Raw genomic sequence first — 21,330 nt, 5'->3', positions numbered from 1 at the left:
GCTCCCGATGTCGGTACGGGTGTCGTCTCCGCTGCGGTGTTCAACGGTGCCGGGTCGCGATCGAGATGACCCGGACTCTGAACGTACGAAGAGGACCGGAGCACCGCAAGACCGCTCACCGCACGGGCCTGCCCCACCGGTCTGCATGATGAGCGCTCTCCCGGCCCGCGCGCCGGGCGGGTCGCTCCACTGTCGCCGGTGCGATCACAGCCGCCCGCCGTGGCCCTCGGTGCCGGCGACACGCGGCGGCTGCGTCGACCGGACCTCGACGGTCGATCTCGCTCCTGACGATTCGCGAGAGGTGACCGCGGCCCGGGCGACAGCTCCGTCCGGCTCGGTGCCGCTGTGCACATCATCGCGTCGCCGCTACCGTCGCTCTACCTGATCAGTGCCACGATCGACCGCTCAGCACCAGGCCCCACGACACGCCGTGCCGGCGGCGAACATCTGACAGGAGTGAGGGCGACCGGATGAACTCCTACGACGCACCCACCTCCGCGGCCGAGCAGGTCCCCGACCTCGATGTCGGTCGATCGGGCAGGAAGCCCACCGCGCACCCGAGCGATGCACCAACGGTGGCGGAGCTCGGTGAGTCACTGCGGACGGCGTTGGCCACGTCCGCTCGTCGGCTCGTCGACACCCGGGTCGACTCGCCGCACAGCACGGCGATGCTGCATACCGTCGTCGCGAGCGCCCTGGACATGATTTCGTCGGCCGCGGGCGCGAGCGTGACGATGATCGACCGCCACGGAGCCATCACCACACACGCCCCCTCCGACGATCGGGTGGCCGGTGTCGACGAGTTGCAGGCGGCACTGGGTGAAGGGCCCTGCATCGACGCCCTGCGCAGCGTCGGCGACGGTGTCACCGACGTACCCGACCTGGGCGGGGGCGTCGTCCCGTGGCCGCGGCTGGTACCGCACGTCCGCAGGGCGGGCTTCGCCGCGGTTCTGTCCTTCCACCTGTCCGCCGGTCGCTCAGCGGGCGCGCTCAACCTGTGGGGCCGTGAGCCGGACGGCTTCACCGAGCACGAGCGGTTGCTCGGGGCGCTGTTCGCCGACCAGGCCGCGGTCGCGCTCGCCGGGGCGCGGCGGGCGACCGAGCTGACACGTGCACTGATCAACCGTGAAGCCATCGGGAGGGCCAAGGGCGTGTTGATGGAACGTTTCCGCATCTCCGACGGCGAGGCGTTCACGATGCTGATCGAGTCCTCGCAGAGCACGAACCTCAAGCTCGCCGATGTCGCGAACTGGGTGATCACCGATGCCGAGGCCGGCTACGCCGCTGAACGAGCAGCCGGGACCGTCGACCCGGCGTGAGACCACGCGCGGCTCGCGGCCCCGACTCGTTCCTCGACGCGCCCGGTGCCCTATCCGTGGTGTGAAGGGGTGCCGGGCGAGTTCACTTCTGCGGTGCGGCGACGACGTAGTCGTCGGGCAGGGGCTCCCCGGCCAGGTGCGCGTCGAGGATCTCCCGCACCCCGTCCGCGATGCGGGCCTGCGCCTCCACCGTCATGCCGGAGTAGTGGATGGTCAGGGCGTGGCGCGGCATGGCCCGCCAGGGGTGGTCGGCCGGCGCGGGCTGGGGGTACCAGGTGTCGCCGGCGTAGCCCCCCAGCTGTCCGGACTCGCAGGCCTCGCGGACGGCGTCGGCGTCGGCGATGGCCCCGCGGGCGGTGTTGACCAGCCACGAGCCGGGCTTCATCGTCGCGAGCCGCTCGGCGTCGAACAGCGCACCGGTGTCGGATGTCAGCGGGGTGGCGGCGCAGACGACGTCGGAGGTGCGCACCAGCTCGTCGAGCCGGGCGTACCGGACTCCGAGGGTCGCCTCCTCGGCCGGGCTCCGCCGGTGCCGCGCGTAGAAGAGGATCGTCACGTCGAATGCCTTGAGCCGTAACGCCGTCCGGGCGCCGATCGCGCCGAGCCCGAGGATGCCGACGGTCTTGCCCTCCAGGTCGTGCGCCTCCTGTGCGGCGTCGGCGACGTCCCAACGGCCCTCGGCGACCTGACGGTGGGCGGGCACGAAGTTGCGTACGAGCGCGAGGATCTGCAGCACGTTGTGCTCGGCCACGCTGACGACGTTGGAGCCGGTCACCTCGGTGACGCTGATGCCGCGGGCGGTGGCCGCGTCGGCGTCGACGTGGTCGGAGCCGATGCCCGCGGTGATGACGAGCGAGAGGTGGTGCGCCTTCGCCATGCGGTCGTCGTCGAGATAGACCGGCCAGAACGGGGTGGTGATCAGCACCTCGGCGTCGGCGAGCTCGCGGTCCAGCTGCTCACCGGTGTCGCTGGTGGTCACCAGCTCGTGCCCGGCCGCGGAGAGGCGGTCGGCGAGGTCGAGTCCGCGGGCTGCACTCGCGACGACATGGGGGTGGTGCTCGGGGTGGTCGTCCGGATAGAGGACGGCGACGACCTTCACGGGATCCTCCTCACGAGGGGTGGCGTACCGGCGGCGGCTACCCGGGCCTGCCGCGGACAATCACCGGGACGTGCGGCCGGTCCGGCACGTAGGCCCTGCAGGCGGTCCGATCGGGCCCGCTACGGCCCAGCCGGAACCCGACGGGGAAGGCATGCTGTGCCCCGGCCCGGGTAGGCGGCCCGTCCGGAGGAACTCAGGTCAGGAGGCTCGGTGCATCACTTCCCGAAGGACGAGTCCGTCATGGAAGCCGCGGACGGCCCTGGGGGACGCGTGGGCCCGGGCCCGCACCCCCACGATCCCGTCGACCGGATCGCCTCGGATCCGGACGCGCGCGCTCCCGGGCCGGATCCCGCCGAGCAGGCCGCGCGCGCGGGCGGGGATCCCGGATCCGTCGCAGAGGGTGGCCCGGACGTCTCGGCCGGGGCCGAGATCGGGCCGGACACCATTGTCGTCGGTGTGGACGGGTCTGCGGCCTCGCGCGCCGCGCTGCGCTGGGCTCTCGCCCACGGCGGGGCGGCCGGCGTCCCGGTGGTCGGTGTGACGGCGTGGCACAGCCCCGTTCAGACCTCGCCGCGTCGGGCTGCAGGCCGGTCCGAGACCGCCGAACGGGCCCTGGCCGATGCCCGGGCCGCGGTGCGCGCCGCCCAGGCCGGAGCCGACGTCCCGGTGCTGACCGGCCACGGCCGAGCGGCCGCTGTCCTCACCGAGCACTCGGCCGGGGCTGCGATGCTGGTGCTCGGCAACTCCCGCCCGGTCGCTCTCACCGCTGCCGCGTCGACGGTCGTGGAGTGCCTGCGGACAGCGTCGGTGCCGGTCGTCGTCGTTCCCGGGGCAGGGGAGTGACGCCGAGAACGCGGTACTCGTGAGCGATGCCGCGTGTCGGTGGTGACGACGACCGAGCCGGCAACGCGGGCATGTCGTCGGGGGCGCCGGCGTCGGGAGGTGGCGATCCGCCTCCCCACCGAGTCGTCGGCCACGTGCTCGTTCTCCCATGAATCGCGTGATCATCGCAGTGGATCTGACGGCCTTGTGACGGCGAATCTCGCTGGTCAGCTGCGGTGATCGGAGCGGCGTTCGAGGAATACGGTGTCCCGCCAACGACCGTCGTGCTGTCCGATGCGTTCGCGGACGCCGAGGGTGCGGTAGCCGGCAGCGCGGTGCAGAGCGAGGCTGACGCGGTTCTCGGGGAAGATCGAGGTCTGCAGGGTCCAGAGGCCGGCGTCGTCCGCGGCGCAGACCTGCTGACGGATGAGTGCTCTGCCGACGCCGCGGCCTCGGAATCCGTCGGCGACGTAGATCGAGGTTTCTCCGACGCCGCTGTAGACGGGCCGGGTCGAGACGGGGCGCACGGCGGTCCAGCCCACGACCTGGCCGTCGATCTCGGCGACCCAGCGGTGCTCGCGCAGCCAGCCGGCGTCGAGGTCGGTGCGGTCGGGCACGTCGGTCTCGAAGGTGGCGTGGCCGGTGGCGATGCCCTCGCCGTAGATCCGGAGCACCGCGTCCCAGTCGTCGTCGGTCATGGCGCGGACGGTGACGTCGTCGGGGATGTCGTCGGGGCAGCAGGGGCCGGGGGCGAGCAGGCCCATGACGGCGTCCGCGGCGTGAGGCAGGCCGGTGCAGCAGTTCGGGTTGACCGTGACCTGTGTGGTGGTGCCTTCCTTGCGGAGGATGACGAAGCCGGTCTCGGCCAGCTTGCGCAGGTGGTGCGAGCAGGTCGCCTGGCTGATGCCGACCAGCTCGGCGAGCCGGCCGACCGGGACCGGGTTCCCGGCCGTGGCGACGGCGTGCAGCAGACGCACCCGCACCGGCTCGGCGAGGCAGGCGAACCAGTGCGCGTAGGTGGTGGCGTCGTCCGCAGGGAGCTGTGCCGCCTGCGAGTCGGTGGGGAGCACGCTCATGAGCCCAGTATCGACGACGATCGATGGTTGCGTCCATCGATGTGGGTCGATACATTCGGCGGCATTAATCGATAATCGTCGATGGAGGCGGGATGGACGACAGTGCGGGGCTGCCGGTCGTGGTCATCGGTGCCGGCCCGGCCGGGTTGGCTGCGGCGGCCGAGCTGGCCGAACGGGGCGTGGAACCGCTCGTACTGGAGGCCGGGGCGAGCGCGGGAGCGTCGGTGCTGCAGTGGGGTCATGTCCGGCTGTTCTCACCGTGGGGCTGGCTGATCGACCCGGCCGCGCAGCGGCTGCTCGCCCCGACCGGTTGGGTGAGTCCGGATCCCGAGGCCTATCCGACCGGTGCGGAGTGGGTCGCGGGCTACCTCGCGCCGTTGGCCGCTGCTCTGGGGGACCGAGTGCAGACCGGGGCGCGTGTGGTGGGAGTGACCCGGCGTGGTCGGGACCGGGTGGTCGACGCCGGTCGCGACAGCGAACCGTTGATCGTGCGGACCGCGGACGGACAGCGCATCGCCGCTCGAGCGGTGATCGACGCCTCGGGTACCTGGACGAGCCCGAATCCGCTCGGCGGTGATGGTCTGCCCGCGGTCGGTGAGGCGGAGGTCGCGCAGCGGGTGCGGGCCGTGATCCCGGACCTGACCGATGCCGGGCAGCGGGCCCGCTACGCCGGTCGGCACGTCGTCGTCGCGGGGTCGGGGCACTCTGCGTCGACCGCGTTGGCCGGGCTGGCGGCGCTCGCCCGTGAGGAGCCGGGAACCCGGATCTCGTGGGTACTGCGCCGGCCGGGCTTCGGTCAGGTGTTCGGCGGAGGCGAGGGTGATCAGCTTCCCGCTCGCGGGGCGCTCGGGGTTCGGGCGTCCGAGGCTGTCGACGCCGGGCTGGTGGATCCGGTGTTCGGATTCCGCACCGAGCGGATCGAGCAGGTGGCCGACGGGACGGTGGTCCTGGTCTCGGACGAGGGTCGCACGCTGTCCGGCGTGGACGAGGTGCTCGTGCTGACCGGGTTCCGGCCCGAGCTGGGCTGGTTGTCGGAGGTGCGGACCGAGCTGGATCCGACGCTGCAGGCGCCGGTCCGGCTGGCGCCGCTGATCGACCCGAACGTGCATTCCTGCGGGACCGTGTACCCGCACGGTGCCGCCGAGCTGGTGCACCCCGAACCGGGGTTCTACCTGGCGGGGATGAAGAGCTACGGGCGCGCGCCGACGTTCCTGGCCCGCACCGGCTACGAACAGGTCCGGTCGATCGCCGACGCCCTGATCGGTGATCACGAGGCTGCCGCACGCGTGGAGCTGGTGCTCAACGAGACCGGTGTCTGTGGGGGAGCGGGACTGTTCGACGCCGACGAGTCGGACGCCGCGACGGCATCAGGTAGCGGTTGTTGCGGTCCCACCGTCCCTGATGCGGATCCGGCCGGGGCAGCCTCCTCGTCGTGACCTCCGACGAGACGACGACCCGGCCCGCTCGCCGTCGCGGTGGGCGGGCCGGCGGAGGGTTGACGTCCCGTGGCCGGTGGCGGGTCCTCGTGGTCCTGTGCGTCACCGAGATCACCAGCTGGGGCGTGCTCTACTACGCCTTCCCCGTGCTGGCGCCGTCGATCGCGGCCGACACCGGATGGTCCGTCCCGTCGGTCACCGCGGCGTTCTCCGCGGGGCTGGTGGTCTCCGCGCTGGTCGGGATCCCGGTCGGGCGTGTGCTGGACCGTCACGGTCCCCGCTGGGTGATGACCGCGGGCGCGGTCGTCGGCGTGCCGGCCACTCTCCTGATCGCGACGGCCGGATCGTTCCCGGCCTTCGTGGTGGCGTGCCTGCTGGCCGGGATCGCGCAGGCAGCGACGTTCTACCCGCCGGCGTTCGCGGCCCTGACCCGGTGGTGGGGTTCCGACCGGGTTCGTGCGCTGACCGTGTTGACCCTGGTCGCGGGCTTGGCCAGCACCGTGTTCGCCCCGCTCGCCGCGGCGCTGCTGGAGCCGTTCGGATGGCGGGAGACCTACGTGGTCCTCGCCGTCGTCCTCGGGGTCGTCACGATCCCGGCGCACCTGTTCGGGCTGCGCGGCTCGTGGCCCGACCCGGTCGCCGATCCCGTCCGCGACGGCGCCGCTCCGGCGGTCGTCGACGACGATCCGGCACGGATCCGGCACAGCAGAGCGTTCGGGCTGCTGGTCGTGGTGATCACTCTCGGCGGGTTCACCAGCTTCGCCGTCACTGTCAACCAGGTACCACTTCTGCTCGACCGCGGGATGTCGACCGATCTCGCCGCCTGGGCCCTGGGTCTGGGCGGACTCGGACAGGTCCTCGGCAGGCTCGGCTACGGCCCCCTCGTCCGGCGCAGCACCGTCCGCGGCCGCAGCATCGCCGTGATGGCCGCGCTCGGCGCCACCACGATCCTGCTCGCCGTCCTGCCGGGGCCGGTGTGGGCACTGATCGCTGCTGCGATGCTCGCCGGCGCCGCCCGCGGAATCTTCACCCTCCTGCAGGCCACGGCGTTGTCGGACCGCTGGCACCCACGCGTCTACGGCCGTCTCAACGGGATCCTGTCCGCACCGGTCATGGTCGCGGTGGCGATCTCCCCCTGGGCGGGGAGCGCGCTCGCGGGTCCGCTGGGTGGCTATCCCGAGGTGTTCGTCGTACTCGCCGGAGCCGCGGTGGTCGCCGCCGCGCTGGCAGGCGGAACCCTGCCGCGTCGAGCGGACTGACGGCGGCGACCCGGTCCGTCCCCATCCGTTCACTTGACCGATGGATTCGATGCTGATCAAAATAGACGAGTGTCGAACCAGGAGTCGATCTGTCGCTCGGTGCTCGTGGAGCGCCCCCTCGACGAGCCGGAGTCGACCGAACTCGCGCGGGTGTTCAAGGCACTCGGGGAGCCGGTACGCCTGCGGCTGCTGTCGCTGATCGCCTCGCACGCGGGGGGCGAGGCGTGTGTGTGCGACCTGTCCGGCGTGTTCGAGGTGTCCGGCCCGACGATCTCGCACCACCTCAAGGTGCTGCGCGAGGCGGGTCTGATCACCGGGGAGCGCCGGGGGACCTGGATCTACTACCGCACGGTCCCGGCCGCCCTCGGTCGTCTCGCGGGCCTGCTCGATCCCGCCGCCGACACCGACACGGCCCCTGCAACCACCGCACCTGCGAACTGACGTACGAGGACTGACGTGACCACCCAGAACACCACCGACGGCGGCGCCGCTGTCGTCGCCCGGCTGTCGACCCTGGACCGCTTCCTGCCGGTCTGGATCATCGCGGCGATGGCGGTCGGCCTGCTGCTCGGCCGCCTGGTACCCGGGCTCGCCCCGGTGCTGGACGCCCTGGCGGTCGACGGCGTCTCGTTGCCGATCGCGCTCGGCCTGCTGATCATGATGTACCCGGTGCTGGCGAAGGTCCGCTACGACCGCCTCGACACCGTCACCGGTGACCGCAGGCTGTTGCTCACCTCGCTGCTGCTGAACTGGGTCCTCGGCCCGGCGCTGATGTTCGCGCTGGCCTGGTTGATGCTGCCCGACCTGCCCGAGTACCGGACGGGTCTGATCATCGTCGGGCTCGCCCGGTGCATCGCCATGGTGATCATCTGGAACGACCTCGCCTGCGGTGACCGCGAAGCCGCCGCAGTGCTGGTCGCGCTGAACTCGGTGTTCCAGGTCGTCATGTTCGGCGTGCTGGGCTGGTTCTACCTCTCGGTCCTGCCCGGATGGCTCGGCCTGCCGGTGACCGACCTCGACGTCTCCACGTGGGAGATCGTCAAGTCCGTGCTGATCTTCCTCGGCATCCCGCTGCTCGCCGGCTACCTCACCCGCAGGCTGGGGGAGCGGGCCAAGGGGCGTGACTGGTACGAGGAGAAGTTCCTTCCCCGGATCGGGCCGTTCGCGCTGTACGGCCTGCTGTTCACGATCGTGCTGCTGTTCGCCCTGCAGGGCGAGGCCATCACCTCACAGCCCTTCGACGTCGCCCGTATCGCGCTGCCGCTGCTCGCCTACTTCGCCCTGATGTGGGCCGGCTCCTACGCCCTCGGGCGGGCCGTCGGCATGGGTTACGAGCGCACCACCACCCTCGCGTTCACCGCCGCGGGCAACAACTTCGAGCTCGCCATCGCCGTCGCCATCGGTGCGTTCGGCGTGACCTCCGGGCAGGCGCTCGCCGGCGTCGTCGGGCCGCTGATCGAGGTGCCGGTGCTGGTCGGGCTGGTCTATGTCTCCCTGTGGCTCCGCCGTCGTCTGTTCCCCGCACAGCCCGATGTCGTGTCCCGCACCTGATCCACCACGTCCACACCACGATCGCCCTTCGAGGAAGAAGGCCCGCCATGACCGGTCCGTGGCACCGCGACACCCTCTCGATCGACCAGCAGCTCGCCCTGACCACGGCGGCCACGAACCTGGCCCGGGAGTTCGACGACACGTTCGGCACGGAGACCATCGAGCGGTTCCTGCACTCGTCCTACGACGAGTTCGCCGGCCGCGCGGTCGTGCTGAACTTCCTGCCGCTGCTGGCCGAGCGCTTCGCACGCCAGCGGCTGCGGGCCCTGGCACGGGTCGAGGGCCATGACGACGACGGACGACCGGTCGCGCTGTTCCTCTGCACCCACAACGCCGGCCGGTCACAGATGGCCCTCGGCTTCTTCACACACCTGACCGGGGACCGGGCCGTGGGCTGGTCGGGCGGTTCGTCCCCTGCGCACACGGTCAACCCGGCCGCCGTGGCGGCCATGGCCGAGGTCGGCATCGACATCAGCTCCGAGTTCCCGAAACCCTGGACCGACGAGATCGTCCGCGCCGCCGACGCGGTGATCACGATGGGGTGTGGCGACGCCTGCCCCATCTTCCCCGGCCGCCGTTACGAGGACTGGGACATCGCCGACCCGGACGGTCTCGACCTCGCCGCCGTCCGTCCGATCCGGGACGCCATCGAGCAGCGGGTCCGCCGACTCGTCGACGAGCTGCTGCCCGCCCCGGTCCGACATCGATCCCACCCCTGACCACCGATCCCAGGAGAGCACCCTGATGGTCAACGCCATCCCCGAAGTCCTGTTCGTCTGCGTCCACAACGCAGGACGGTCCCAGATGGCCGCCGCCCTGCTGGACCACCACGCCGCCGGAGCGGTCCGCGTCCGCTCGGCCGGCTCCGCACCGGCCGAGAGCATCAACCCCGCGGTCCGCGAGGTCATGGCCGAGAGCGATATCGACCTCAGCGCCGAGATCCCGAAGCGGCTGACCACCGACGCCGTCGACGCCGCCGACGTCGTGATCACCATGGGCTGCGGCGACGCGTGCCCGGTGTTCCCGGGCAAGCGCTACCTCGACTGGCAGCTCGACGATCCCGCCGGGAAGACCGTCGACGAGGTACGGCCGATCCGCGACGACATCGATGCCCGGGTCCGTGCCCTGCTGGGCGAGCTGACCGGTATCAAAGCGGAAGCGAAACCGTCGTGACCGCTACCCCGTCGGTCCTGTTCGTCTGCGTCCGCAACGGCGGCAAGTCCCAGATGGCAGCCGGCCTCATGCGGGCCGCTGCCCGGGACCGGGTCGAGGTCCACTCCGCCGGTACCAGCCCGGGTAGTGCCGTCAACGCCCTGGCCGCGCAGGTGCTGGGTGAGTCCGGTGCGGACATCACCGGCGAGACGCCCAAGCCCATCGACCCCGAGCTGCTCCGTCGCGTCGACCTCGTGGTCACCCTCGGCCGGGAGGCACACGTCGACGGAGGGGACATCGAGGTTCGCACTTGGGACACCGACGAACCCTCTGCGCGAGGGATCGAGGGACTCGAACGAATGCGCCTGATCCGCGACGACATAGCGGCTCGGGTCGACCTGCTGCTTGCTGAGCTGGCCGGCCCACCTCCGGAATCGCGAGGCCCGCTCGTGTAGTTGTCGACGTTGGCTGAACCCGGGGCACCCCAGAGCCTGCACTGAACCCGGGGCGCTTCACTGCCGAACTCCGCCAGTACCAGCACCCCGCTCGAGGGCCTCTCGAACACGCATCACGGGGTCGCAGGATCAAATCCTGCCGTCCCGACGGTCGGAACGAGGCGGTATCCCCTTCGGCTGGTGCCGCCTTCTCCGCGTCCGACCTCGGGGCGACGCCCGAGGGGAATGATCGCCAGCGACCACGAACAAGTCCATTGTGGTCTGAGCGTGGAGTGGACGTGGAGCATGCAGCTCCACGATGCGGGATGGGGTTCGGTGCTCCGCTCCGCCTCGACGGAGCGGTGCCTGTGCCCGTAGGGCGACCACGACGTGTTCCGGTCCCCGCTCCCGCACGGTTCGGAGAAGGTGCGGGTCCGCGGGATGGGCTACCGGATCGGATCGGCGAACGCGTCAGGCAAGCCGTCCGAGGGCACCGCCGTCCGAGCCACAGCTTTCCGCGACAGGACGCCGTGGACGAGCGCGGCGGGTGGTCCCGCTGGTGGTCAGGCGCTGGGGGTCGGTACCGACGCTTCGCGAAGCTCCATCAGCACGGCGTCACCGGCCACGCGGAGCCCGCCGGCGGATCGCTGGACCTGCCCGATCTCCCGCGCGCGGTCGGCGAACCCGGGTTCGTGCAGCAACCGCAGCAGCCTGCCGTGGGTGTCGTCGACGTCGATGCGGTCCGGCCGCTCGACGGTCAACCCGATCCCCGTGTCGACCGCACGGACCGCGTGGTCGAACTGGTCGACGAGGGTGGGACGGACCAGCACGGGAACCCCGAAGTAGAGGCTCTCGTGGATGCTGTTGCTCCCCCCGTGGGTGAAGAACGCCCGGACGTGCGGGTGCTCCAGGACCCCGAGCTGGGAATGGACCCAGGGCACCACCTTCAGGTTCGCCGGCAGCTCGGCGGGCAGGAGACGCTGCTGGTCCCGGTGCAGCACCCAGAGCAGGCCGTGGTCGTCGCCGAGCCTGCGGGCCAGCTCGACGAGTGACCGGACCTGATCGGCCGTCATCCGGGTCACCGAGCCGAACGCCACGTAGACGACCGACGGGTGCGCGTCGAGCCACTCGGTGACGGCCGCGTCGCGCTCGTCGTGGCGGCTCGGGGGGACGAGCGCCCCCACCATCCGTACCCGGTCCGGGACCGGTAGCGGGTAGTCGACCCCGGGGACGGTGAAGCAGAGCAGGGAGCGGGCGCCCTCCTGCTGGACCGGGGCGCGCAGCGTGCGCGGGTCGAGCCCGAGCTCGCCCATCCGCTTGTGCAGCCGGACGGCCCTGCGCAGCACCGAACGGTCGAGGAACAGGCTGCCCACGCCGATCCGGAACCAGATCCGGTCCAGCTCCTGGCGCAGGGTGCGGCGCAGCGGCAGCCCGGACGACGGCGGGGGGAACCCGCGCGGCAGGTCGTGCTCGACGAGGCTGCTGAGCAGGCACGGTGCGGTGATGACGTAGGGGATATCGCGGGCCAGCGCGACCAGGACGGCGTGCGTGGCGAACCGGTTGATCACCATCAGGGCGGGGCGGACACGCTCGACGACCTCGTCGAGGGCCTGGTAGCGCTGCAGCAGGTGGTCGACGTCGAACAGCTGCCGGGCCCGTGCGCGCAACGCGCGGACCCGGGACCGCTGGTAGATCCGGTCATAGGTCGCGTCGTCCATCATGGTGAGTGCCAGCGCCGGGTTCACCGGGCCCAGGGAGACGAACTCCACCGCGCTGCGGTCGGCGATCTCCTCGACCGGGCCGCGGAGGTTCTCGTCGGCGGCGAACACGAGGTCCGGTACGCCGCGCCGGGCCAGCTCGCCGGCGAGCGCGAGACTGGTGGCGGCCTCCCCGGTGGAGTGGGTACAGCAGAACAGGACCGGCCGCGCACCGGCCTGATCCGCCTCCTGTCCGGGGCCGTCGGCCCGCTGCGTGCCGGTGGTCTGCTCCATGCGGCCAGTGCACCACCGCGGGGGCCGGGAAAACCCCGGAGTCACGCCGCCGGTGGCGGCGGCAGATGCACCGCGGTGACGAGCAGGCCCCGGTCGGCGTGCCAGCGCCCGGGGAACACCGGCACGCTCCGTCCGCCGACGACCGGGCCGGGGACGAGCAGACGGGCGGAGAACGTGCCGGCCGCGGCGTCGAACGCGATCTCGGCCTCGTCGAAGTCCAGCTCGCGACCGGTCAACGGGTACCAGGCCTTGAAGACGCTCTCCTTGGCGCTGAAGTACATCCGGTCCCACGCGATGTCCGGCCGCCGCCGTCCCAGCCCGGCGAGCAGCGCCCGCTCGGAGGGCAGGGTGACGGTCTCCAGGACCCCGGCGGGCAGCGGTGCGTCCGGCTCGGCGTCGATGCTCACCGCGGCGGACTCGGCGACCGAGGACACCGCGGCCGCCCGGTACCCGGTGCAGTGCGTCATGCTGCCGACCACCCCAGGCGGCCACTGCGGGGCTCCGCGACGGTTCGGGAGGATCGGGGCGGGGGAGCGGCCGAGCCGGCCCAGCGCGCGGCGGGCGAGCCTGCGCACCGTGGTGAACTCGCGCCGCCGGGACTCCACGGCCCGGGCGACGAGCTCGCGCTCCTGGGGGAAGAGGCCCTCGCCGGGGTGCTCCTCGTCGTCGTAGGCGCACTCGGTGACGACCCGGCCGGGCAGCACGTGCTCGATCACCGCACACCCCCGGCGACCGGCAGCGGCAGCACCGCGCGCAACGGTTCCCGGGGCGGCCGGGGCCGCCATTCGCGCGGATAGCCCACCGACACCTCCTCGAAACGGACCCCGTCGTAGTAGGTGACGCGGGGGATGTGCAGGTGGCCGTAGACGACGGCCGCGGCGCGGAACCGGACGTGCCAGTCGGCCGTCAGCTCGGTGCCGCACCACTGCGCGAACTCCGGGTACCGCAGCACCCGCGTCGGATGACGCAGCAGCGGCCAGTGGTTCACCAGCACCGTCGGCAGGTCCGGGTCGACCGCGGCCAGGCGGTGCTCGGTCAGCGCGGCCCGGCGTCGGCACCAGGTGGCGCGGTCCGGGTAGGGGTCGGGATGCAGCAGGAACTCGTCGGAACAGACGACACCCGCGTCGTGAGCGATCCGGAGCGACTCCGCCGCCGTCGTCGCGCCGGGGGCGCGGAAGGAGTAGTCGTAGCCGACGAACAGCGGGGCGACGGCGACCGGTCCGCCGGGACCGTCCCACACCGGGTACGGGTCCTCCGGAGTGGTGACGCCCAGCTCCCGGCAGGTCTCGACGAGCGCCCGGTAGCGCGCGTCGCCGCGCAGCGTGCAGGGGTCCTGCGGATGGGTCCACAGGTCGTGGTTGCCCGGGGTCCAGAGCACGCGTGCGAAGCGGCTCGCGAGCAGACGCAGGGTCGACTCGATGTCGGCGTACATCTCGCCGACGTCACCGGCGACGATCAGCCAGTCGCGCTCGGTGGACGGGCGCAGCGACTCGACGAGCGCCCGGTTCTCGGCGTGCACGACGTGGAGGTCGGCGACGGCGAGCAGCTGGGGTTCGGGCACGGTGGGTCCTCCCGGTCGGTCGGGGAACGGTCAGGGGGCCAGGGTGTCGGCGTCGCTGGTACGCGCGGCGTGCAGCCGGGCGTAGGCGCCACCGGCGCGCAGCAGTGTGTCGTGGGTGCCCTGCTCGACGATCCGGCCGGCGTCCATGACCACGATCCGGTCGGCGTCGCGGATCGTCGACAGCCGGTGCGCGATCACGAAGCTGGTCCGCCCGGTCCGCACGGTGGCCATCGCGCGCTGGATCAGCAGCTCGGTGCGGGTGTCGACGGAGCTGGTGGCCTCGTCGAGGACGAGCACGGCGGGGTCGGCGAGGAACGCCCGCGCCACCGTGATCAGCTGCTTCTGTCCGGCGCTAGCGCCGCCGGAGTCCTCGTCGAGGACGGTGTCGTAGCCGTCGGGCAGCGTCGCGACGAACGTGTCGACGCAGGTGGCGCGGGCCGCCTGCTCGATCTCGTCGCGGGTCGCGCCGGGCGCGCCGTAGGCGATGTTCTCGGCGATGGTCCCGCCGAACAGCCAGGTGTCCTGCAGGACGAGCCCGAACCGGGACCGCAGGTCGGCGCGGGTCATCGTCGCGGTGTCCACGCCGTCGAGCAGGATCTGCCCGCCCTCGATCTCGTAGAAGCGCACGAGGAGGTTGCCCAGGGTGGTCTTCCCCGCGCCGGTGGATCCGACGATCGCGACCGTGCTGCCCGGCTCCACGGTCAGCGACAGGTCCTCGATGAGCGGGACGTCGGGGACGTAGCGGAACGACACCCGGCGGAACTCGACCCGGCCCGCCGGTGCCGCGGGCACGGCAGGGCGGGCCGGCTCGGGCGACTGTTCGGGCGCGTCGAGCAGCGTGAACACCCGCTTCGCCGACACCACCCCCGACTGGAGCCGCCCGGCCACCGAGGCGATCTCGACGATCGGCTGGCTGAACTGGCGGGCGTAGAGGATGAACGCCTGCACGTCGCCGAGGGTGAGCGAGCCGGAGAGCACCTTCCACGCGCCGAGGACGGCCACCACCAGGTACCCGAGGTTCGCCACGAACATCATCACCGGCTCCATCGCGCCGGACGAGGTCTGGGCCGACGCCCCGGCCCGGTACACCGCGTCGTTGCACTCGGCGAACCGGCGCCGCGCCTCGTCCCGGCGGTGGTGGCCGCGGATGAGGGAGTGCCCGGTGCAGACCTCCTCGACGTGGGCGTTGAGCGCGCCGTTGGCCTCCCACTGTGTGGTGAACTGCGGGTGCGCGTGGCGACCCAGCCCGACCGCGAGCAGCCCCGCCAGCGGCACGCTGAGGATCATCACCATCGCCAGCGACGGCGAGATCACCACCATCAGCGTGAGCATCGCGACCAGCGACAGGAGCGAGGTGATCAGCTCGGCCAGGGTCTGTTGGAGGGTCTGCTGGAGGTTGTCGACGTCGGTGGTGGTACGTCCGAGGGTCTCGCCGGCCGCATGCCGGTCGTAGTGCCGCAGCGGGAGGCGGGACAGTTTCGCCCGGGCCCGGCCCCGCAGGTCGTGGATCACCTGCCACACCACGGATGCGACGATCCGGCCCTGGACGAGCGTGAACAGCGACGCCCCCAGGTAGACCACGAGCAGGACCAGCAGCAACCTGGCGACCGAGTCGAAGTCGACACCGTCGGCGGGGCCGGGGCTGCCCGCTGCGGGCCCGCCCGCTCCGCCCGGACCCAGGACGCCGACCGCGATCAGGTCGGTCACCCGGCCCAGTAGCAGCGGGCCGACGGCGTTGAGCGCGATCCCGGCCACGCCGGTCAGGACGGCCAGCGCCACCGGCCCGCGGTGCGGCCGCAGCAGCCCCACGAGCCGGCGCGCCGGGCGGTCACCCGGCGCGGGTCCGTCGGGTGGTCCCGCCGGGCCCTCCCCCGGCCGGGTGGCCGCCGACGGGGCGGGCTCAGTGACGTCCGGCGAGGCCATGGGCGACGTCCTCCTCGGTGGGCTGGGAGTTCGCGATCTCGCGGTAGGTCGGGCTGTCGCGCAGGACGTCGTCGTGGGTACCGTCGGCGACCAGCCGTCCGGCGTCGAGGACGACGACCCGGTCGGCGTCGCGCGCGGTGGCGACCCGCTGGGTCACGGTGATCACGGTGGCGCCTGCGGTCCACGGGGCCAGCGCCGCCCGCAGTGCGGCGTCGGTGGCCTGGTCCAACGCGGAGAAGCAGTCGTCGAACAGGTAGATCTCGGGCCGGCGGACCAGGGTGCGGGCGATGCACAGCCGCTGGCGCTGGCCACCGGACACGGTGGTGCCGCCCTGCGCGATCTCCGCGTCCAGACCGCCCGGCATCCGCGCGACGAAGCCGTCGGCCTGCGCGACGCGCAATGCCTCCCAGAGCTCGTCGTCGGTCGCGTCCGTCCGCCCGAACCGCAGATTGCTCGCGACCGTGCCGGCGAACAGGTAGGGGCGCTGCGGCACGAACCCGACGACGCCGGTGAGCACCGCGGGGTCGAGCCGTCGCACGTCGGTGCCACCCACCCGGACCGTGCCCGCGGTCGGATCGACCAGCCGCAGCACGAGGTTCAGCAGGGTCGACTTGCCGCTCCCGGTGCCGCCCAGCACCGCGAGCCGCTCGCCCGGCTCGACGACCAGGTCGACCCCGCGCAGCACCGCACGCTCCGCGCCCGGGTAGCGGAACTCGGCGTCCCGGATCTCGACCCGTCCCGCGGGGCCGTGGAGCGGAGCCGGGGTCGCCGGTGCGGCCACGGCCGGCTCGGTGTCGAGCACCTCCAGGATCCGGCCCGCCCCCACCCGGGCCCGCGGCACCTGCAGGAACACGAACGCGAGCATCACGACCGACATGAGAATCAACGACAGGTAGAACAGGAATGCGCTGAGCGCGCCCAGCTGCATCACGCCTGCGTCGATGCGGTGGGCGCCGAGCCACATCAGGACGACCGTGAACACGTTCATCATCAGCAGCACCAGCGGCAGCATCGTGGCGATCAGCCGGCCGACCTGCCGGGAGAGGTCGAGGAACGCGTCGTTGCTGCGGGTGAAGCGCACCTGCTCGTGGTCCTCACGGACGAACGAGCGGACCACCCGCACCCCCGTGATCGACTCCCGGAGCAGCCGTCCGAGGTCGTCGAGGGCGAGCTGCATCCGGCCGTAGAGGCCACCCATCCGGACCAGCAGCAGACCGAAGGCCACCCCGACGACCAGCACGAGGACGACCAGCAGCAGTGCCAGCGGTACGTCCTGCGCCAGCGCGAGCACGATGCTGCCGATGCACATCAGGGGGGCGGACACGACGACACCGAACCCGGAACGGGCGAGGTTCTGCACCTGTTGGACGTCGTTGACCGTGCGGGTCAGCAGCGACGCCGTCCCGAACCTGCCGATCTCGCGGGCGGAGAAGTCCAGGATGCGGTCGAACACCGCGGCGCGCAGGTCCCGGCCCACCGCGGTGGAGGTGCGTGCCCCCAGGGCGGTCGCCGCCAGCGCCGCCGCGATCTGGACCACGGCGGTGCCGGCCATCAGCACCCCGAGCTCGGCGATCCGGCCGGGGTCGGCGCGGACCACACCCTCGTCGATGAGGGCCGCGCCGAGCGTCGGCAGCAGCAGCGTTCCGGCGATCTGCGCGGTCTGGAGGACGACGAGGGCGCCCGCCGGCCCGGCGTAGCCGCGCAGCCGGGTGCGCGCGAGTCTCCACAGCACGTCAGGACACCCCCGGTTCACGGCGACCGCCGGGCCGCCCGGTGGACGATGCCGGTGGCACACCGGCCAGGACAGCCGACCAGACCGCGGACCCGGAATCCCCCAGTTCTGCTCACCATTTCCTGCGGCCGCACTCGTGAATTCCCTACATCCCGGCGGATTCGTTGACACCGTCTCGCCGATCTTGCCAGCGTGCGGCGTGTCTCTCGTCCGGACAGCGTATTCGCCGCCGTGCCGACGGCCGGTCGACGCGTATGGGCGGGCCCGGTAACGGTCGAAAGGGAATCCCGATGTCCAAACGCGCACTGATCACCGGAATCACCGGTCAGGACGGCTCCTACCTGGCGGAGCACCTGCTGTCGCAGGGCTACCAGGTCTGGGGCCTGATCCGGGGGCAGGCCAACCCCCGCAAGACGCGGGTCAGCCGGCTGGCGTCCGAGCTGGAGTTCGTCGACGGCGACCTGATGGACCAGGCCAGCCTGGTCTCGGCCGTCGACACGGTGCAGCCCGACGAGGTCTACAACCTCGGCGCGATCTCGTTCGTCCCGATGTCCTGGCAGCAGGCCGAGCTTGTCACCGAGGTCAACGGCACCGGTGTGCTCCGGGTGCTCGAGGCGATCCGGATGGTCTCCGGCCTCTCGATGTCGCGCACGGCGTCGCCGAACGGGCAGATCCGCTTCTACCAGGCCTCGTCGTCGGAGATGTTCGGCAAGGCCGCGGAGACCCCGCAGCGGGAGACGACGCTGTTCCACCCGCGCAGCCCCTACGGCGCCGCCAAGGCCTACGGCCACTACATCACCCGCAACTACCGCGAGTCGTTCGGCATGTACGCGGTGTCGGGCATGCTGTTCAACCACGAGTCGCCGCGCCGTGGCCAGGAGTTCGTCACCCGGAAGATCTCCCTGGCGGTCGCCCGGATCAAGCTCGGCCTGCAGCGCGACCTCGCGCTGGGCAACCTCGACGCGGTGCGCGACTGGGGCTACGCGGGTGACTACGTCCGCGCGATGCACCTCATGCTGCAGCAGGGCGAGCCCGACGACTACGTGATCGGCACCGGCCAGATGCACTCGGTGCGGGACGCGGTGCAGATCGCTTTCGAGCACGTGGGGCTGGACTGGCGGGACAAGGTCGTCATCGACCCGGCGCTGGTGCGCCCGGCCGAGGTCGAGGTGCTGTGCGCCGACAGCCTGCGGGCCCGGCGGCTGCTCGACTGGACGCCCGAGGTCGACTTCCCCGAGCTCATGCGGATGATGGTCGACTCCGACCTCGAGCACGTGGCGCGGGAGAACGAGTACGGCCACCTGCTGCTGGCCGCCAACTGGTGAACCGGCGGACGACACACTAGGGATTTCCGGCCCGGATCCTCCGCAGAATCATCTGCGATGAGCCCCTCCGCCGTACGGCGGGAACGGGGCGGCGATTCGGTTCCTGTCGGATGTGTGCGGAATTCCGGCGCGATTGTCAGCGGGCGTCGGCGGCGAGACGGGTGGAGTTGGAATGGACAACGAACAGAAGCTCCGGGACTACCTCAAGCTGGCCACGGCCGACCTGCGCCGTACCCGCCGGCGGGTGAGCGAGCTCGAGTCCGCCGCCCAGGAGCCGATCGCCGTCGTCGGGATGGCCTGCCGCTATCCCGGCGGTGTCCGCAGCCCGGAGGACCTGTGGCGGATGGTCGAGGCGGGGGAGGACGGCGTCACGCCGTTCCCCACCGACCGCGGCTGGGACACCGCCGCGTTCGCCGGCTCCCCGACGAGATCCGGCGGGTTCCTGCACGACGCCCCCGACTTCGACGCCGAGTTCTTCGGCATCTCCCCGCGCGAGGCCGTCGCGATGGACCCGCAGCAGCGGGTCGTCCTGGAGTCCGCCTGGGAGGCGTTCGAGCGGTCCGGGATCGACCCGGTCTCGCTGCAGGGCACCCGCACCGGTGTGTTCGTCGGCGCGATGGCGCAGGACTACCGGGTCGGCCCGGCGGACGGCGCCGAGGGTTTCCAGCTCACCGGCAACACCGGCAGCGTCCTATCGGGGCGCATCTCCTACACCTTCGGCACGGTCGGCCCCGCCGTCACGGTCGACACCGCGTGCTCGTCGTCGCTGGTGGCGGTGCACCTCGCCACCCAGGCCCTGCGGGGCGGTGAGTGCTCGCTGGCACTGGCCGGCGGTGTCACCGTGATGTCCGGGCCCGGCACCTTCATCGAGATGGGCCGCCAGGGAGGACTGTCCGCCGACGGCCGCTGCCGATCCTTCGGCGACACGGCCGACGGAACCGGCTGGGCCGAGGGCGTCGGCCTGCTCGTCCTGGAGCGGCTGTCCGACGCGCGCCGCAACGGGCACGAGGTGCTGGCCGTCGTCCGCGGCTCCGCGGTCAACCAGGACGGCGCGTCCAACGGGCTCACCGCCCCGAACGGCCCGTCCCAGCAGCAGGTCATCGAACAGGCGCTGGTCAACGCCCGGCTGTCGGCTGGCGACGTCGACGTCGTCGAGGCGCACGGCACCGGAACCACCCTCGGCGACCCGGTCGAGGCGCAGGCGCTGCTGGCCACCTACGGACGGGACCGGGACGTCGAGCGCCCGCTGCTGCTCGGCTCGGTCAAGTCGAACATCAGCCACACCCAGGCCGCCGCCGGCGTCGCCGGGGTGATCAAGATGGTGATGGCGATGCGGCACGGGGTACTGCCCCGCACGCTGCTCGCCGAGGACCCCAGCCGGCACGTCGACTGGTCCCCGGACACCGTCCGCATCCTCACCGAGAACACCGACTGGCCGGCCACCGGAGCCCCGCGCCGCGCCGCGGTCTCCTCGTTCGGGATCAGCGGCACCAACGCCCACACCATCATCGAGCAGGCCCCCGCCCCCGAGACCGGTACCCCTGCCCCCGAGGACGACGGCCCGGCCGTCGGCGAGCCCGGCCCGACCGAGCCCGGCACCGTCCCGGTCCTGCTCTCCGGGCGCACCCCCGAGGCGCTGCAGGCCCAGGCCGCCGCGCTCGGCGAGGCACTCGCCGCCGCCCCCGACACCCCGCTGACCGACGTCGCGTGGTCGCTGGCCACAACCCGGACCGCGTTCGCCCACCGCGCCGTGCTGCTCGCCGCCGACCGCGACGCCCTCGCCGGTGGTCTCGACGCGCTGGCCGCGGGCGATCCCGCCGCGGCCGGTGACACGGTGACCGCCGAGGCCCGGCCGGACAGCCGGCTCGCCGTGCTGTTCACCGGGCAGGGCTCGCAGCGGATCGGCGCCGGGCGCGAGCTCGCCGCCCGCTTCCCGGTGTTCGCCGAGGCCCTGGACACGGTGCTGTCCGCGTTCGACCCGGAGCTGCAGCGCCCGCTGCGCGAGATCCTCCGGCGCACTACCGACGGCACCACCCCCGACGAGACCGCCGCCGCGCTGCTCGACGACACCGCGTACGCCCAGCCCGCGATCTTCGCCGTCGAGGTGGCGCTGTACCGGCTCGTCACCTCCCTCGGCGTCACCCCGGGCCACCTGCTCGGACACTCGGTCGGCGAGATCGCCGCCGCACACGTCGCCGGGGTGCTCGCGCTCGACGACGCCGCCACCCTGGTCGCCGCCCGCGGCCGCCTGATGGCGGCGCTGCCCACCGGTGGCGCCATGGTCGCGGTGCAGGCCACCGAGGCCGAGGTCGAGGCCCTGCTCGACGGGTACCGCGACCGGGTCTCGGTCGCCGCGGTCAACGGCCCGTCGGCGGTCGTGCTGTCCGGCGCCGACGAGGCGGTCACCGCCGTCGCCGGCCTGCTCGCCGACCAGGGACGCCGGACCCGGCGGCTGCGGGTGAGCCACGCGTTCCACTCGCCGCTGATGGAACCGATGCTCGACGAGTTCCGCGCCGTCGTCGAGGGCCTCGACCTGCAGGCACCGCTGATCCCGATCGTCTCCGACGTGACCGGCGAGCTCGCGACCGTCGCCCAACTCACCTCGGCCGACTACTGGGTCGAGCACGTCCGCAGCGCCGTCCGGTTCGCC

The 21,330-nt window shown here is 72.3% G+C and carries 18 protein-coding genes (1 of these 18 cut by a window edge); 11 read left to right on the top strand and 7 right to left on the bottom strand.

Annotation, left to right across the window (positions count from 1 at the left end):
- Positions 1 to 470: 470 nt before the first annotated feature.
- Positions 471 to 1,319 carry a GAF and ANTAR domain-containing protein gene (locus tag DMP15_RS17800; RefSeq protein WP_083658374.1) on the top strand — a complete coding sequence of 283 codons (849 nt, stop codon included), beginning with the start codon at positions 471 to 473 and terminating at the stop codon, positions 1,317 to 1,319.
- An 82-nt stretch (positions 1,320 to 1,401) separates the two neighbouring features.
- Here DMP15_RS17800 and DMP15_RS17795 read toward each other — a convergent pair whose 3' ends face one another.
- Positions 1,402 to 2,418, bottom strand: coding sequence for an NAD-dependent formate dehydrogenase (locus tag DMP15_RS17795; protein WP_337826199.1), 1,017 nt, complete (start codon positions 2,416 to 2,418; stop codon positions 1,402 to 1,404).
- Between the two features lie 240 nt (positions 2,419 to 2,658).
- On the opposite strand from DMP15_RS17795, the gene DMP15_RS17790 reads away from it, so the two are divergent.
- Positions 2,659 to 3,261 (top strand): universal stress protein, encoded by a 603-nt coding sequence (locus tag DMP15_RS17790; protein ID WP_255497739.1) that lies wholly within the window; start codon positions 2,659 to 2,661, stop codon positions 3,259 to 3,261.
- A 206-nt stretch (positions 3,262 to 3,467) separates the two neighbouring features.
- On the opposite strand, the gene DMP15_RS17785 is transcribed toward DMP15_RS17790, so the two are convergent.
- Positions 3,468 to 4,316 (bottom strand): helix-turn-helix domain-containing GNAT family N-acetyltransferase, encoded by an 849-nt coding sequence (locus tag DMP15_RS17785; protein ID WP_337826198.1) that lies wholly within the window; start codon positions 4,314 to 4,316, stop codon positions 3,468 to 3,470.
- Between the two features lie 92 nt (positions 4,317 to 4,408).
- Here DMP15_RS17785 and DMP15_RS17780 point away from each other — a divergent pair, with 92 nt between their 5' ends.
- The 7 genes from DMP15_RS17780 (at position 4,409) to DMP15_RS17750 (ending at position 10,169) form a co-directional block, all read left to right on the top strand.
- On the top strand, positions 4,409 to 5,752 hold the full coding sequence (locus DMP15_RS17780) for an FAD-dependent oxidoreductase (RefSeq protein WP_337826197.1): 1,344 nt from the start codon (positions 4,409 to 4,411) through the stop codon (positions 5,750 to 5,752).
- 89 nt (positions 5,753 to 5,841) lie between these two features.
- Complete coding sequence (locus tag DMP15_RS17775; protein WP_337826705.1) at positions 5,842 to 7,011, top strand: MFS transporter; 1,170 nt, start codon at positions 5,842 to 5,844, stop codon at positions 7,009 to 7,011.
- A 69-nt stretch (positions 7,012 to 7,080) separates the two neighbouring features.
- A complete protein-coding gene (locus tag DMP15_RS17770; protein WP_179760058.1) occupies positions 7,081 to 7,452 on the top strand; it encodes an ArsR/SmtB family transcription factor in 372 nt (123 codons plus the stop codon).
- A 15-nt stretch (positions 7,453 to 7,467) separates the two neighbouring features.
- On the top strand, positions 7,468 to 8,562 hold the full coding sequence (gene arsB, locus DMP15_RS17765) for an ACR3 family arsenite efflux transporter (RefSeq protein WP_337826196.1): 1,095 nt from the start codon (positions 7,468 to 7,470) through the stop codon (positions 8,560 to 8,562).
- Between the two features lie 47 nt (positions 8,563 to 8,609).
- Complete coding sequence (locus DMP15_RS17760; RefSeq protein ID WP_073575142.1) at positions 8,610 to 9,281, top strand: arsenate reductase ArsC; 672 nt, start codon at positions 8,610 to 8,612, stop codon at positions 9,279 to 9,281.
- Positions 9,282 to 9,306: 25 nt separating this feature from the next.
- A complete protein-coding gene (locus DMP15_RS17755; RefSeq protein WP_337826195.1) occupies positions 9,307 to 9,735 on the top strand; it encodes an arsenate reductase ArsC in 429 nt (142 codons plus the stop codon).
- Complete coding sequence (locus DMP15_RS17750; RefSeq protein WP_073575140.1) at positions 9,732 to 10,169, top strand: arsenate-mycothiol transferase ArsC; 438 nt, start codon at positions 9,732 to 9,734, stop codon at positions 10,167 to 10,169. Before DMP15_RS17755 ends, DMP15_RS17750 begins: the two co-directional genes overlap by 4 nt.
- A 542-nt stretch (positions 10,170 to 10,711) precedes the next feature.
- Here the strand turns inward: DMP15_RS17750 and DMP15_RS17745 are convergent.
- From DMP15_RS17745 to DMP15_RS17725, 5 genes are read right to left on the bottom strand one after another with little or no spacing between them, the layout of a single operon-like run.
- On the bottom strand, positions 10,712 to 12,139 hold the full coding sequence (locus DMP15_RS17745; protein WP_083658368.1) for a glycosyltransferase: 1,428 nt from the start codon (positions 12,137 to 12,139) through the stop codon (positions 10,712 to 10,714).
- 41 nt (positions 12,140 to 12,180) lie between these two features.
- Positions 12,181 to 12,855 (bottom strand): 4'-phosphopantetheinyl transferase family protein, encoded by a 675-nt coding sequence (locus DMP15_RS17740; protein WP_073575139.1) that lies wholly within the window; start codon positions 12,853 to 12,855, stop codon positions 12,181 to 12,183.
- Positions 12,852 to 13,700, bottom strand: coding sequence for a metallophosphoesterase family protein (locus DMP15_RS17735; protein WP_073575138.1), 849 nt, complete (start codon positions 13,698 to 13,700; stop codon positions 12,852 to 12,854). Before DMP15_RS17735 ends, DMP15_RS17740 begins: the two co-directional genes overlap by 4 nt.
- A 30-nt stretch (positions 13,701 to 13,730) precedes the next feature.
- The gene (locus DMP15_RS17730; RefSeq protein ID WP_337826194.1) at positions 13,731 to 15,623 is read right to left on the bottom strand and encodes an ABC transporter ATP-binding protein; all 1,893 of its coding nucleotides are present in this window, start codon (positions 15,621 to 15,623) and stop codon (positions 13,731 to 13,733) included.
- The gene (locus tag DMP15_RS17725) at positions 15,601 to 17,355 is read right to left on the bottom strand and encodes an ABC transporter ATP-binding protein (protein ID WP_073575137.1); all 1,755 of its coding nucleotides are present in this window, start codon (positions 17,353 to 17,355) and stop codon (positions 15,601 to 15,603) included. Before DMP15_RS17725 ends, DMP15_RS17730 begins: the two co-directional genes overlap by 23 nt.
- A gap of 290 nt (positions 17,356 to 17,645) precedes the next feature.
- Between DMP15_RS17725 and DMP15_RS17720 the strand changes: the two genes are divergently transcribed.
- Positions 17,646 to 18,680: a GDP-mannose 4,6-dehydratase gene (locus DMP15_RS17720; RefSeq protein ID WP_073575136.1), complete on the top strand. Its 1,035-nt coding sequence runs from the start codon at positions 17,646 to 17,648 to the stop codon at positions 18,678 to 18,680.
- A 172-nt stretch (positions 18,681 to 18,852) separates the two neighbouring features.
- A protein-coding gene (locus tag DMP15_RS17715; RefSeq protein ID WP_337826193.1) for a type I polyketide synthase crosses the window boundary here: on the top strand, positions 18,853 to 21,330 show its 5' end (the start). It continues 26,025 nt past the right edge of the window; only the first 2,478 of its 28,503 coding nucleotides appear in the window; the start codon lies at positions 18,853 to 18,855; the stop codon falls past the right edge of the window.

The organism is Pseudonocardia sp. UM4_GMWB1, from assembly GCF_017312155.1.
Lineage (GTDB): Bacteria > Actinomycetota > Actinomycetes > Mycobacteriales > Pseudonocardiaceae > Pseudonocardia > Pseudonocardia alni.
The sequence above is the reverse complement of the archived record's forward strand: the minus strand, read 5'-3'. Positions and strand labels throughout refer to the sequence as shown.